Source organism: Streptomyces sp. NPDC050161 (assembly GCF_044460025.1).
Lineage (GTDB): Bacteria > Actinomycetota > Actinomycetes > Streptomycetales > Streptomycetaceae > Streptomyces.
This window is the reverse complement of sequence record NZ_JBITJM010000007.1, coordinates 23259-36719: the sequence shown is the minus strand read 5'-3', so window position 1 is coordinate 36719 and position 13461 is coordinate 23259. Positions and strand designations below refer to the sequence as shown.

Here is a 13461-nt window from a genome sequence, read left to right as displayed (position 1 = left end):
CCCCAGGGCGTCAGGAGGCGGCCGGGCCGCCCCGTAGCGGGAGGAACCGGATCGGGGTGCCAGGGACCGCCTGCGCCGCCGCGGCCAGATGGGCCTCGGGCACCACGCCGATCACCGGATAGCCGCCGGTGGTCGGGTGGTCGTGCAGGAACAGCACCGGCAGGCCGTCCGGCGGGACCTGGAGGGCGCCCAACGGCATGCCCTCGCTGGGCAGTTCGCCCGTACGGGCGCGCTCCAGCGGCGGTCCTTCGGTGCGCAGACCGATGCGGTTGCTCGCCGCCGAGACCCGGAACCGGCCGGTGGCCAGGGTGCGCCGGCCCAGGTCGGTGAACCAGTCGTCGCGCGGACCCGGCAGGAACGGCAGCAGGAGTTCGCCGGGCGGGGCCGGGTGCGGCACCGCGTCCACGGCAGGCGGGGGACCGTACGGCCGCCCCAGCGGCAGCACCGCGCCGTCCGTCAGCGGATCGGTGCCGAGGCCGGAGAGCAGGTCGGTGGCCCGGCTGCCGAGTACCGGTTCGGTGTCGATGCCGCCGGCGAAGGCGAGGTGGCTGCGCAGGCCGTGGGTGGCGGGCCCGGCGTCGAGCACCGCCCCGGCCGGGACGCGGACCGCGGCGCCCCAGGGGGCGGGGCGGCCGTCGACGGTCACCGGGCAGGGCGCGCCGGTCACCGCGGCGACGGTGTCCCGGCGGACCCGTACGGCGCAGCCGGTGAGCGTGGTCTCCAGGGTCGCGGCGGTTTCCGGGTTGCCCACCAGGCGGTTGGCCAGGCGGTGCGCCGGTGCGTCGAGTGCGCCGGCGTGCGGCACCCCGAGGTGCGCGTGGCCCGGCCTGCCGAGGTCCTGGACGGTGGTGAGCGCACCGGCCCGCGCCACACAGAAGGCGTGGTCGGTCATCGGGCGGCCTCCTGGACGTGCGCGGCGGCCGGTCCCGGGCCGTCCTGCGGGACGAAGCGGACCCGGGTGCCGGGGGCGAGCAGCGCGGCGGGTTCCCGCTGCGGATCCCACAGCACGGCGTCGGTGGTGCCGATCAGCTGCCAACCGCCGGGGGACGAGCGCGGGTAGACGCCGGTGTACGGGCCGGCCAGCGCGAGCGAGCCGACCGGAACGCGGGTGCGCGGGGTGGCCCTGCGCGGTACGTGCAGCGGCTCGGGCAGCCCGGTGAGGTAGCCGAAGCCCGGGGCGAAACCGCAGAAGGCGACGTGGAACGCGGTGCCGGAGTGGATGCGCACCACCTCGTCGGGTGTGACGCCCCACAGGGCCGCCACATCGGCGAGGTCGGGTCCGTCGTAGCGGACCGGTATCTCCACGCCGGGCCGGTCGGCGGTGTCGAGCGGCGGGATGTGCCAGCAGGCCAGTTCGGCGATCAGGCCGCGGGGGTCGGCGAGCCCGTCGAGCAGGACCGTGCGGGCGGCCGGGACGATCTCGGTGACCTGCGGCAGCGTGCCGTCGGCGGCGCGCCGCAGCAGTTCCGCGTGCAGCGCCTCCACCTCGTCGGCGGTGTCCAGCTCGATCAGCAGGCCGTGCGCGCCGACCGGCAGCGGCCTCACGCGAAACTCCGCACCTGCACGCCGGCGGCGGTCAGTTCGGACCGTACGCGGCGGGCGAGTACGGCGGCGCCCGGGGTGTCGCCGTGCAGGCACAGAGAGCGGGCGGTGACCGTGACGGGGCGGCCGTCGAGGGAGGTGACGGTGTGGTCGCGGGCCATGCCCAGGGCGCGCTTGACGACCTCGTCGCCGTCGTGGATCACCGCGCCCGCCTCCCGGCGCGACACCAGGGTGCCCTCGTCGGTGTAGGCACGGTCGGCGAACGCCTCGCCGACGACCGGGAGTTCCGCCTCCCGCGCCGCGGCGTGCAGCGCGGATCCCGGCAGGCCGAGTACCGGCAGCGCGCCGCCCGCGGTACGGATACCGGCGATCACGGCGGCGGCCTGCGCGGTGTCGTGGACGCAGCGGTTGTAGAGCGCGCCGTGCGGCTTGACGTAGGCCACGCGGGCTCCGGCGGCGCGCGCGAAGACGTCCAACGCGCCGATCTGGTAGGTGATTTCGTCGGCCAGCTCGTCCGGGGGCACGTCCATCGCGCGGCGGCCGAAGCCGGCCAGGTCGCGGTAGGAGACCTGGGCGCCGATGACGACGCCGCGGGCGGCGGCCAGTTCGCAGACCCGCCGCATGGTGGCGGGGTCGCCCGCGTGGAAGCCGCAGGCGACGTTGGCGCTGGTGACGACGGACAGCAGGGCGTCGTCGTCGGTGAGCTGCCAGCGTCCGAAGCCTTCCCCGAGGTCGGCGTTGAGGTCGATGACGGGAGGGCTCACCGCGTCGCTCATGTGTGTCCGCTCCAGGGGTGCTCGGTGGTCGGTGTGCGCGGCGCGCGGTGACCCGTCGGCCGACGGGGCGGCGGGGAGAGCGGAGAGCCGGCCGGCCCGTATCCGTAGTGACTCTCCCCAGAGGGCACTCAGGCCGACCGGCGTTGCGGCCAAGGTAAGCGATCGTTGAACGATCCGACAAGAGGTGTGTTGTTCGGAGTCGGCTTCTGGGATTGACTTCGGCGGGGACACCTCCCGGACGGCGCCCGGTGGCGCGCCGTCCACCACGGACGAGGAGCGGGGAGCGGCATGGCCGGCGGAGTGGCGAAGAGTGACCAGCGGCGGCTGTCCGAGATCGCGGGACTGGAGTCAGACCGGGCCCTGCTGGGGCGTTCCAGTACGGCGGAACGGGTCGCCGACATCCTCCGCGACCGCATCACGGAGGGCTATTTCCCGCCCGGCGCCCGGCTCTCCGAGGAGAGCATCGGCGGTGCGCTCGGGGTCTCGCGCAACACCCTGCGCGAGGCGTTCCGGCTGCTCACCCACGAGCGGCTGCTGGTGCACGAACTCAACCGCGGGGTCTTCGTCCGCATCGTGACGGTCGAGGACCTGGACGACATCTACCGGGTGCGCATGATCGTCGAATGCGCCGCCGTCCGCGGCCTGGGGGAGGGGCCGTACGACGCCGGGGCGCAGGAGACGATCGGGCTGATCGAGGCGGCGGTGCGGTCCGGTGAGGCGGCGTCGGACGGCCGCGCCTGGCAGGACCTGTCCACCGCCAACATCCGCTTCCATCAGGCGATCGTGGCGCTGGCGGGCAGCCCGCGGACCGACGAGCTGATGCGCGGGGTGCTGGCCGAACTGCGCCTGGTCTTCCACGTGATGGACGATCCGCGGCGCTTCCACGCGCCCTATCTCACCCGCAACCGGCAGATCGTCGAGGCGTTGCAGTCCGGGGACGCGGGCGAGGCGGAACGGCTGCTGCGGTCCTATCTGGAGGATTCGCGCAGTCAGCTGTCGGGGGCGTACGCCCAGCGGATCGCGGAGCAGTAGGGCGGGGACGGCCGAGAGGGCCCGGCGGATCGGTGGGCGATCGCCGGGTGGGGAGCGGGAGAAGAGTCATGGGTGGCAACCTCTTGTCGGATCGTTGAACAATCGCCTAACCTCCGCTGCAATCCATTCATCGTCCTCACGGTCCGCGTGGGGTCCTGTACGCGGAAGGCGGACCCATGATCGTGCTCCTCGGCGTGCTCGTGGTCGTGATCGGCTTCGCCACGAAACGCAATCCCCTCCTGGTCGTGGGGGTGGCCGGTATCGCCACCGGCCTCCTCGGCGGGCTGAGTCCCGGCAAGGTGCTCGCCGCCTTCGGCCAGGGCTTCGCCGACAGCCGGGCGGTGACGATCTTCGCCATCACCCTCCCGGTGATCGGCCTCCTGGAGCGCTACGGCCTCCAGGAACAGGCCCGCAACCTGATCGCGCGGTTCGGCAAGCTCACCACCGGGCGGTTCCTCGCCCTCTACCTCGGCATGCGCCAGATCGGTGCGGCGCTCGGCCTGACCGATGTCTTCGGGCACGCCCAGACCGTCCGCCCGCTGGCCGCCCCCATGGCCGAGGGCGCCGCCGAGCGCAAGCACGGCGCGCTGCCGCAGAAGGCGCGCGAGCGCATCAGGTCGCTCGCGGCCAGCGCGGACAACGTCGGCCGGTTCTTCGGCGAGGACGTCTTCCTCGCCGTCGGCTCGATCCTGCTGATCACCGGCTTCGTCAACACCACGTACGGCACCCACCTCGAACCGCTGCACCTCGCGCTCTGGGCGATCCCCACCGCCGTGTGCGCGTTCGTCTTCCACGGCTGGCGGCTGCTGCGTCTCGACCGCCAACTGGAGCGCGAACTGCGCGCCGCCGACGCCGCGATGGACGCCACCGCAGCGGAGGCCGCCAAGTGATCAAGGCAGAGTGGTTCTACTGGCTGGTCGGCCTCAGCTTCCTGGTGATGGCCGCCCAGATGTTCACCGACCGCAGCAACCCCAAGCGCTTCGGCACCGCCGCCTTCTGGGGCCTGATCGGCGCCGGGTTCATCTACAGCAGCTGGGTGGTGAACAAGCAGGCACCCGCCGAGCCGCTGGGTGTCGCGGTGCTCGCCATGGCGGTCCTGGCCGGGTTCGGCTTCACCGGCCGCGGCACCCCGCGCACCAGCACACCCGAGCAACGCACCGCCAGCGCGGCCAGGTTCGGCAGCCGGCTGTTCATCCCCGCGCTCACCATCCCCGTCGTCGCCATGATCTGCGCCGTCGGCGTCAAGGAGCTGTCCATCGGGGGTGAACCGCTGCTCCAGGAGGGCAGCGAGACCATCCTCGGCCTGGGCATCGGCTCGGTCGCTGCGCTCGTCGTCGCCATGGTCATGCTGCGCGAGAAGCGGATAGCGGTGCCCGTGGAGTCCGGCCGCTCGATGCTGGAATCCATGGGCTGGGCGATGCTGCTGCCGCAGATGCTGGCCACGCTGGGCACCATCTTCCAGGTCTCCGGCGTCGGCGAACAGGTCGGCAAGATCACCACCGCGGTGCTGCCCGACAACTCCCTCTACATCGCGATCGTCGTCTACTGCGTCGGCATGTTCCTGTTCACCCTGGTCATGGGCAACGCCTTCGCCGCCTTCCCGGTGATGACGGCGGCCGTCGGCTGGCCCGTGCTCGTCGGCCACTTCCACGGCAACGCGCCGGCCGTCCTGGCCCTGGGCATGCTCGCCGGGTTCTGCGGCACCCTCGTGACCCCGATGGCCGCCAACTTCAACATCGTCCCGGCCGCCCTCCTGGAGCTGAAGGACCAGTACGGGCCCATCAAGGCGCAACTGCCCACCGCCGGTGTGCTGCTCGGCTGCAACATCGTGATCATGGCCCTGTTCGCCTTCTGACCCCGGGGCCCGTCCCGCTGCCGCAGCGGACGGCCCGCCGCCCACCACCGCCGAGGATGACCGTATGACCCGGGTACTGCTGACCGGATTCGAACCGTTCGACGGGGAATCCACCAACCCCTCCTGGCAGGCGGTACGCGCCGCGGCTGCCGAACCGCCCGCCGGACTTGAACTGTTCACCGCCGAACTGCCCTGCGTCTACGGGGAATCGCGCACCGCCCTGCGCGCCGCCGTCGATGAGCACCGGCCCGACCTGGTGCTCTGCGTCGGCCAGGCGGGCGGCCGGCCCGACGTCACCGTCGAACGCGTCGCCATCAACGTCGACGACGCCCGCATCCCCGACGTCGCGGGCGCCGAACCGGTCGACGAACCGATCGTGCCGGGCGGCCCCGCCGCGTACTTCTCCACCCTGCCGGTCAAGGCGTGCGTGGCGGCCGTCCGCGCCGCGGGGCTGCCCGCATCCGTCTCCAACACCGCGGGCACCTTCGTCTGCAACCACGTCTTCTACGCGCTCGGCCACCTCATCGCCACCGAACTCCCCGGCGTACGCGGCGGCTTCGTGCACGTCCCGTACGCACCGGAGCAGGTCGTCGACCGCGCCCAGCCGTCGCTTCCGGTCGCCTCCATCGCCCGTGCGCTGCGGGAGATCGCGGTGGCCGCGGCCGGAAACCAGGAGGATCTACGCATCGCGGGCGGGGCCACCCATTGACGGGCGCGGTCGTCCGGGTGCGGTGTCCGGGCCCACCGTCACGGACGGTGGGCGGCACGCCGTAGACTGACGACCGGCGCAAGAGCAGGTCAGGCAGGGCCTGATCCGAGCCGTTTCGTCCGTTGTCAGTGCGAGCGCTTACTCTGTGCGACGTGACTTTTCCAGCCCCGAGGGCCGCTGCGCCCCAGCCAGCCGGGCCGCACCGGCCCGCCCCGGGCCCGGCCGCCGACGAGGGCCTGGCCCGTCGGCTGCGCGCCCTCGCGTGCACCGCGCCGCTGCACGACCTCGACGCGCGCAAGGCCAACCTCGCGGGCGAGTACGGCGGCTACGCCATGGCGGAGGTGGCGCTCGCCGTCATCGACCTCGTCACCCTCCACATGGACTTCGACACCGGAGCCGACCACGACGAGATAGTGGCCAGGGTGCTGCCCAGGATCGCCGCGCAGGCCCCGCACCGCCCCTCGGGCGAGCACGAGCGGGTCGCCCGCTGGGTGCTGGAGAACCTCATCAACGTCGGCAGCGTGGACCGCGGCTTCCGCGCCGTCTACGGCACGTTCGGCACCGACGGCGAGTACGTCCGCCGCGACTACGACTTCAAGCTCATCGAAGAGGTGCCGGGCGCCGGCGGCAGCGTCTTCCTGCGCGCCACGGACGAGGCCGTCAACGTCCTGGTCGGCGCCCTCGACACCGACGTCACCAGCGCCCAGATCGCCGCCGAGGTCAAGCTGGAGGTGCTGGTCGACCGCGGCCGGCTGGCCGACGCCCAGCTCGCCGCCGAACAGGCCCGCTACCGCACGGTGCAGTACGCCGAGACGCTGCGCAGAACCCTCGACGCCACCCGCCGCAACGTCCGCGCCGTCGACTGGCTCCAGACCGTCCCCGACATGATCGCCGAAGCGCTCGACCACGTCGCCGACCGCTACCGCCACGAAAACGCCATCCTCACCAACATCCGCAAGGCCCGCGACGAAACCGAGGCCGCCGACGACAAGCGGGGCGAGCACAAGCGCCGCGCCGCCGAGCTGGTCGACATCGTCAAGGACTGCATCCGCCGCCACACCCAGCTCCAGTCCCGGCTCCTCGAAGCCGGCCCGCTCTTCCGCGCCGAACAGGACCGGCAGGCGTTCGCCACCCCCACGGCACGCTCGGGACTCGACCTCTACGGCCAGCTGGTCGCCCCGCTGCTGCCGCTCCCCGCCGAGCAGGCCATCCGCGTCACCGACGCCTTCTTCGCCCGCGGCACGGGCCTGCGCACCCCCGCGGCCGTCCGCGTCGGCGACCTCGTCGACGTGCTGCTCACCCCGCCCCTGGAGCGCGAGCACCTCGGCGCCGAAATGCCCGAACCCGACCTGGTGGCCACCCCCGACGACAGCCGCTTCAGCGAGGCACAGCTCGACGCCGCCACGGCGCTGCTCGACCTGCCGGCCGACGCCCCGCGCCGCCTGTCAGGACTGCTCGCCGACGCCCGCAGCAGCGGCGACCCCGAACTCCCCTACCTCGTCGCCCTGTTGGCGGTGCACGCCGCAAGCCCCCCGGTCGGCACGGCCTACCGCCAGGGCGAACAGCAGCTGCTGTTCGCCGTCGACGACGGCACGGAGCTGACCGACCCGGAATTCGGCGGCGCCGACCTCATCGTCGGCACGGCCCTGCTGGACGCGGCGGGCATGGCCGCCGACCGCTCGGAGGTGGCCTGATGCCCGAGCCGCGCGCCCTCCCGCCGAGGCAGGAGAAGTGTCCCGAGACCGTCCCCCGCAAGGAGCTTGTGCCGTGACCCAGTACGACGCCGACGAGGTGCCGCAGCAGGACCTGGCGTCCGCGGCGGGCCGGAACGCACCGTCCGCAGGCACCGAAGCGCCCGCGCCCGTCACCCCGGCCGACGCCGCGGACGCCGCGCGGCTGGTCGCCTTCGGCCTCCAGCCCAAGCTGGTGCCTGCCCGGGACACCGGATACGCCGAACTGCTGCGCCGCCACCGCGACGATCCCGCCTTCGCGCGGCTCGCCGACGCCGTCGCGGCCGGCCTCGGACTGATCGTCCTGGAGGTCTCCACCCGCGCCGGTATGGCCGTCGCCGCCGCGGATGACTCCGTCTTCGCCGTCCGCATGGGCGACTACGCCCGCCGCGCCTCGTCCGACTCCGCCGACCGCTTCCTGCACGGCCTGGCCCACCTGGCCGTCGCCGCGCTCGCCTTCCCGCGCCCCGAAGACCTCGCCGACGACGGCTACATCGGCCGGATCACCGTCAACGGCGTCGACGCCTTCGTCCGCCAGGCGTGCCGCCGCCTGGAGGAACGCGCCGCAGAGGACGGCGAGAACAGCGACCCGGCGAGCGACGCACCCGGACTCGAAGCCGCCTGGCGTATCTACGCGCGGCGCAGCGCCACCGGCGCCACCAAGGACGCCCGCCGGCTGGCGGGTTCCACCACCGGCATCATCGCCAAGGCCGTCGCCTTCCTCGTCGACTCCGGCTTCCTCCAGCGCACCGGCGACGACGCGGGCGGCGCCTACCGCACCACCGCCCGCTACCAGCTCCAGGTCCGCGACATGGCGGGCGGCGCCGCCATGACCGAACTCCTGGAGCTCGGCGTCGTCCCCGTGGCCGACGGCAGCGCCTCCCTGCTGCCAGGGGAGGACACCGAGGCCCTCGACCTGGTGGCCGACGCGGGACTGCCCTTCCACGCGCCCTGACGGACGCCCCGCCACCACCCGCCCGATTTCCCGCCCGCTCACGACAACGAGAGTCCGCCATGTACGAGCTGTCCAGGGTCCGCCTCTACTCCATCGGACCCGCCGGCGCGCGCTACGCCGACACCGTGCTCGACCTGCGCGGCGTCGGCGCGCCCGTACCGCAACCTGCCCCGGCGCAGGCGGACTTCTTCGAGGACGAACCGGTCGGCCCGCCGCGCCGCCCGGCCCCGGCCGGTGTCCTCTTCCTGGAGAACGGCGGCGGCAAGTCCGTCCTGCTGAAGCTGATCTTCTCGGTCATGCTGCCGGGCCACCGCAACACACTTGGCGGCGCCAGCTCCGGCGTGCTGCGCAAGTTCCTGCTCGCCGACGACTGCGGACACGTCGCCCTGGAATGGCAGCACACCCTCACCGGCGAGAGCGTCGTGGTCGGCAAGGCCAGCGAGTGGCGCGGCCGGCAGGTCTCCAACGACCCGCGCAAGTTCGCCGAAGCCTGGTACAGCTTCCGGCCGGGGCCCGGCATGAGCCTGGACTCCCTGCCCGTCGCCGAGGCCACCGTCGTCCGGCCCCGCCAGGCGAACGGCGAGGGCGCGTCCGGCGCCCAGGGCCGCCGCCGCACGATGAAGGGCTTCCGCGACGTCCTCACCGAAGCAGGCAAGAACTACCCCAACCTCGACGTCGTCTGGGAAGAGGTGCACGAACGCTGGAACGAACACCTCGGCGACCTCGGCCTCGACCCCGAACTCTTCCGCTACCAGCGGGAGATGAACGCCGACGAGGGTGAGGCCGCGGGACTCTTCGCGGTCAAGAACGACTCCGACTTCACCGACCTGCTGCTGCGCGCCGTCACCGACACCCGGGACACCGACGGCCTCGCCGACCTCGTCCACGGCTTCGCGCACAAGCTCGGCAGGCGCGCCGAGCTGACCGCCGAGCGGGAGTTCACCGCGGGCTCCCTCGACCTGCTCTCCAAGATCGCGGAAGCCGCCGAACTGCGCGAGCACACCCGCCAGGTGCACGCCGGGGCCGAGCGGCGCACCCGCACCCTCGCCCAGCGGCTGCACGCCCGCGGCACCGAGGAGCGCGGCCGTGCCGCCGAACTCGCCGAGCAGGTCGCCACCGCAGCCCACCGCGTCACCGAAGCCGAACGCACCCGCGAGCGCCGCTCCCTGGTCTCCGCCGAACTCGCCTACCGCCACGCCTCGCTGGCGCTCGCCGCAGCCGAGAAGGGCGCGACCGCCCAGCGCCGCGAACTGAACGACGCCCGCACCCTCCACAGCGCCTGGCAGGCCGCCGAGACCGCGCTGCGCCACCGCGCAGCCGCCGACCGCTCCGCCCGCGTCGCCGCCGCCATCCGCGAGGCCGAGCGGGACGCCGCGCCGGCCCTGGCCGCCCGCGCCACCGCCGCCGCCGACCTCGTCCGCGCGCTGCACACCGCGGCCGAGGCCGGCGAACAGCTCGCCAACGAAGAGGAGGAGCGCTCCGCCGCCCTCCAGGAGTCGGGCGAGGCCGCGCACCGCGACGCCACCGCCGCCGCCACCCACGCCCAGCGCGCCCGCAGCGAGGCCGACCACCTCAAGCAGCGGCTGGCCGAGGTCGCCCAGGAGACCACCGAGGCGGTCGAGGCCGGCTGGCTGGACGACAGCGCGCCGGACGCCGACCCGGCCCGTGCCGCGCTCGCCGCGTCCGACGCCGAGAAGAGCGCGGTCGTCGCCTGGGACACCGCCCGCGAGAGTGCGGGGCAGGCCACCGACCTGGCCCGCGAGGCCGCCGCACGGCACGCCGCCGCCGAACTCGCCGCCGCCCGCGCCGAGGACGCGGCCCAGGCCGCGGGCCGCGCCCACGACGCCGAGCGGGCCGCCGCCGCGTCGATCGGCGCCGAACCGCGGCTCGCCGACCTCCTCGGCCTGCCGCAGGCCCACGCGGGCGTACCGGGCCCGCGCACCCCGGCGGCCGACGACGGCGGCCCGGCCCGCACCGCGCCCGCGCCCGCGGTGGAGGCCGGATCAGGGCCGCTGACCCCCGAGGAACTGGACCGCAACGCCGACGCGCTGCACGAACTCATCGAAAGCGGCGTCGGCGCCGCCGAGCGGCAGCTGTTCGACCTGCGCACCGCGGCGGCCGACGACTCCCGGATCCTGGGCGCGCTCGGCGACGGCGGCCTGCTGCCCCCGGGGCCCGACGTGCTGGCCGCCGTGGAATACCTCGGCGAGCACGGCGTCCCCGCGCTGCCCGGCTGGCGCTACCTCGCCCAGTCCGTCGACCCCGCCGACCACAGCAGAGTGCTCGCCGCCCGCCCCGAGCTGGTCGACGGCGTCGTCATCACCGACCCCGCCACCCACGCACGGGCCCGCGAGATCCTCGCCCAGGCCGCGCTGCTGCCCCGGTCCGCCGTCGCCGTCGGCACCTCGGCGGCGCTGCTCGCCCCCACCCCCGCGCCGGACGGCCAGGACACCGGCGTCTTCCTGGTCCCGCCGAACCCGGCGATGCACGACGAGTCAGCCGCCGACGAGGAACGCCAGGCCCTGCGCGCCCGCGCCGTCGAGCGGGACGAGGAGATCCGCGCGCTCGCCGCACGGCTGGCAGGGGACCGCGCGCTGGCCGCCAGGCTCGGCTCCTGGCGCAGCGGCTGCCCGGCCGGGCACCTCGCGGAACTGGCCGCCGCCGCCGAACAGACCCGCACGGCGGCCGACGAAGCCGCCGCCGAACTGGCCGAGGCCCGTGCCGCGCGCACCGAGGCCGACGAAGCCGCCGCCGAGGCCGTCCGGGTCCGCGACGCACGCCAGGAGACCGCGCAGCGCGCCCGCCGCGCCGCCGACATCCTGGCAGGGCTCGCCCACCGGCTGCGCGAACGCGCCGGATGGCAGTCCAGGCTCCGCGAACTCGCCGACGAAGCAGCCGAGTTCGAGGGCCGCGCCGAGGAGTGCGTGGACCGCGCCCGCGCCGCCGACGAGGACCGCAGGGCCGCCCAGCGCGCCGCCGACGACGCCCGCCGCACCGCCCGCGCACTGCGCTCCGAGCGCTCCGAGATCGCCGGTGTGCCGGACGACATCGGGGAGGCGCCCGAGGGCGCGAGCGCGTCACTCCCGGCGCTGCGCGAGGCGTACCGCGCCGCGTCCCAGCTCTACGAAAAGGTGGGCGTCGGCGCCGACCTGCGCGCCGAACAGGCCCGCGCCGAGGGCGACGAGAGCGCCGCACTCGCCGAGCTGAACCGCCTCACCAACAAGGTCCGCACCCGCGCCGAGACGCTTCTGGAGAGCCCGGACGCGGCCGACGGGCCGTCCCGGCAGGCCGCCGCGGCCCGCGCCGAGTCCCTCGTCCAGATGCTGGAGACCCGGGCGTCCGCCGCCAGCGAGCAACTGGGCCGGCTGCGCGGCGAGGCCGAACGGCTGGCGCCCGCCGACGGCGAGGCGCACACCGAACTCCCCGACGACATGGTCCCCGCCGACGCGGAGCGCGCCAAGGAGCTGCTGCGCACGGCGGGCGGCGAACTCGCCACCGCCACCGAGGCGTTGGAGACCGCCCGCGCCCGGCACGACGAACTGCTGCACGGCCACCGCGCCGCCGAGGACGCGGCCGGCGGCTTCGAGGAGACCGCGGCGCTGCTGCGCGACCTGCTGCGTGATCAGCACGCCGCGGACGACCCGGCGGCCGAGCGGCCCGAGCCGTACGCCGGGCGGCTGGAGGAGGGCCGCCGCGCCGCCGCCGAGTCCCGCCGCTCGCTGCGCGGCTGCGCCGCCGACCTCTCGTCCGCCGACGCCGCGGTCCGCGAGGCGAGCGACATCCTCGTACGGCACGCCAACTCCACCCGCTACGAGCAGGTCCGCACCCCCGCGCGCCAGCAGATCCGCGAGCTGCCGGCCGCCGCGCTGCCCGACCACGCGGCCAAGTGGGCGGAGGCGTTCGCGCCCCGGCTGCGGGTGCTCACCGACGAACTGGAGCAGCTGGAGCGCAACCGCGACAGCATCGTCGACCGGTTGCGGGGTCTGGTGGAGTCCTCGCTGACGACGCTGCGCTCCGCCCAGCGGCTCTCCCGGCTGCCCGACGGCCTCGGCGAGTGGTCGGGCCAGGAGTTCCTGCGGATCCGCTTCGACGACCCTGACCAGGCCACCCTCACCGAGCGGCTCGGCCAGGTCATCGACGAGGCGACCCGCGCGGCTGTGAAGAAGAACAGCGATCTGCGCAGGGACGGCATGTCCCTGCTGCTGCGCGGGGTCAGCGCGGCGCTCCAGCCGCGCGGCGTGGCCGTGGAGATCCTCAAGCCGGACGCGGTGCTGCGCGCCGAGCGGGTGCCGGTCGGGCAGATGGGCGACGTCTTCTCCGGCGGCCAGCTGCTGACCGCGGCCATCGCCCTGTACTGCACGATGGCCGCGCTGCGCAGCAACGACCGGGGCCGGGACAAGCAGCCGCACGCCGGCACCCTGTTCCTCGACAACCCCATCGGCCGCGCCAACGCCACGTACCTGCTGGAGCTCCAGCGGGCCGTCGCCGACGCGCTCGGCGTCCAGCTGCTCTACACCACCGGCCTCTTCGACACCACCGCGCTCGCCGAGTTCCCGCTGGTCATCCGGCTGCGCAACGACGCCGACCTGCGGGCGGGCCTGAAGTACATCAGCGTCGAGGAGCATCTGCGCCCCGGCCTGCCGCAGCAGGACGCGGGCGGGGAAGCGGTGCACGGCCAGATCACCGCGACGCGGATGTACCGCCGTCCCGAAGAGCCGCAGGAGCTGCCGGATCCGGCGGCCCCTGAGGCGGGCCCGGGGGACGCCGGCCGCTGACCGGACCGGACCGGCCGCTGACCGGGCCGGGACGCCGCCGGTGTGTGCGCCGTGCGTGTCTCCCGGCCCGTGGGTCTCCCGGGCCGG

General features: G+C 74.6%; 10 protein-coding genes. 7 read left to right on the top strand and 3 right to left on the bottom strand.

Translation table 11 applies throughout. The annotated features are described in order from the left end of the window. Positions 1 to 10 precede the first annotated feature (10 nt). Genes ACIBK8_RS14490 through ACIBK8_RS14480 form a run of 3 tightly spaced genes read right to left on the bottom strand, consistent with a single transcriptional unit; the run spans position 11 to position 2318 of the window. Positions 11 to 892: a biotin-dependent carboxyltransferase family protein gene (locus ACIBK8_RS14490; protein ID WP_399042107.1), complete on the bottom strand. Its 882-nt coding sequence runs from the start codon at positions 890 to 892 to the stop codon at positions 11 to 13. Further along, positions 889 to 1545 carry a 5-oxoprolinase subunit PxpB gene (gene pxpB, locus ACIBK8_RS14485; RefSeq protein ID WP_399042106.1) on the bottom strand — a complete coding sequence of 219 codons (657 nt, stop codon included), beginning with the start codon at positions 1543 to 1545 and terminating at the stop codon, positions 889 to 891. The genes ACIBK8_RS14490 and pxpB overlap by 4 nt, the downstream gene beginning before the upstream one ends. After that, entirely contained in the window at positions 1542 to 2318 is a 777-nt protein-coding gene (locus tag ACIBK8_RS14480; protein ID WP_399042105.1) for a LamB/YcsF family protein, read from the bottom strand. The genes pxpB and ACIBK8_RS14480 overlap by 4 nt, the downstream gene beginning before the upstream one ends. Before the next feature lie 288 nt (positions 2319 to 2606). On the opposite strand from ACIBK8_RS14480, the gene ACIBK8_RS14475 reads away from it, so the two are divergent. The 7 genes from ACIBK8_RS14475 to ACIBK8_RS14445 all read left to right on the top strand — a co-directional run bounded on the left by ACIBK8_RS14475 (position 2607) and on the right by ACIBK8_RS14445 (position 13374). Continuing rightward, positions 2607 to 3350: a GntR family transcriptional regulator gene (locus ACIBK8_RS14475; protein ID WP_399042104.1), complete on the top strand. Its 744-nt coding sequence runs from the start codon at positions 2607 to 2609 to the stop codon at positions 3348 to 3350. A gap of 176 nt (positions 3351 to 3526) precedes the next feature. Further along, complete coding sequence (locus ACIBK8_RS14470) at positions 3527 to 4240, top strand: DUF969 domain-containing protein (RefSeq protein ID WP_399042103.1); 714 nt, start codon at positions 3527 to 3529, stop codon at positions 4238 to 4240. Further along, positions 4237 to 5205, top strand: coding sequence for a DUF979 domain-containing protein (locus ACIBK8_RS14465; RefSeq protein WP_399042102.1), 969 nt, complete (start codon positions 4237 to 4239; stop codon positions 5203 to 5205). Before ACIBK8_RS14470 ends, ACIBK8_RS14465 begins: the two co-directional genes overlap by 4 nt. A 64-nt stretch (positions 5206 to 5269) precedes the next feature. Further along, a complete protein-coding gene (gene pcp / locus ACIBK8_RS14460) occupies positions 5270 to 5914 on the top strand; it encodes a pyroglutamyl-peptidase I (RefSeq protein ID WP_399042101.1) in 645 nt (214 codons plus the stop codon). 152 nt (positions 5915 to 6066) lie between these two features. Further along, a complete protein-coding gene (locus ACIBK8_RS14455; RefSeq protein ID WP_399042100.1) occupies positions 6067 to 7608 on the top strand; it encodes a hypothetical protein in 1542 nt (513 codons plus the stop codon). Between the two features lie 112 nt (positions 7609 to 7720). Next, on the top strand, positions 7721 to 8599 hold the full coding sequence (locus ACIBK8_RS14450) for a hypothetical protein (protein ID WP_399042377.1): 879 nt from the start codon (positions 7721 to 7723) through the stop codon (positions 8597 to 8599). A 59-nt stretch (positions 8600 to 8658) separates the two neighbouring features. Continuing rightward, positions 8659 to 13374 (top strand): hypothetical protein, encoded by a 4716-nt coding sequence (locus ACIBK8_RS14445; RefSeq protein ID WP_399042099.1) that lies wholly within the window; start codon positions 8659 to 8661, stop codon positions 13372 to 13374. Positions 13375 to 13461 lie beyond the last annotated feature (87 nt).

Coding starts and splice junctions, on each gene's coding strand:
- ACIBK8_RS14490 (WP_399042107.1), bottom strand. CDS start 892: ATGACCGACCACGCCTTCTGTGTGGCGCGGGCCGGTGCGCTCACCACC.
- ACIBK8_RS14480 (WP_399042105.1), bottom strand. CDS start 2,318: ATGAGCGACGCGGTGAGCCCTCCCGTCATCGACCTCAACGCCGACCTC.
- ACIBK8_RS14475 (WP_399042104.1), top strand. CDS start 2,607: ATGGCCGGCGGAGTGGCGAAGAGTGACCAGCGGCGGCTGTCCGAGATC.
- ACIBK8_RS14470 (WP_399042103.1), top strand. CDS start 3,527: ATGATCGTGCTCCTCGGCGTGCTCGTGGTCGTGATCGGCTTCGCCACG.
- pcp (WP_399042101.1), top strand. CDS start 5,270: ATGACCCGGGTACTGCTGACCGGATTCGAACCGTTCGACGGGGAATCC.
- ACIBK8_RS14445 (WP_399042099.1), top strand. CDS start 8,659: ATGTACGAGCTGTCCAGGGTCCGCCTCTACTCCATCGGACCCGCCGGC.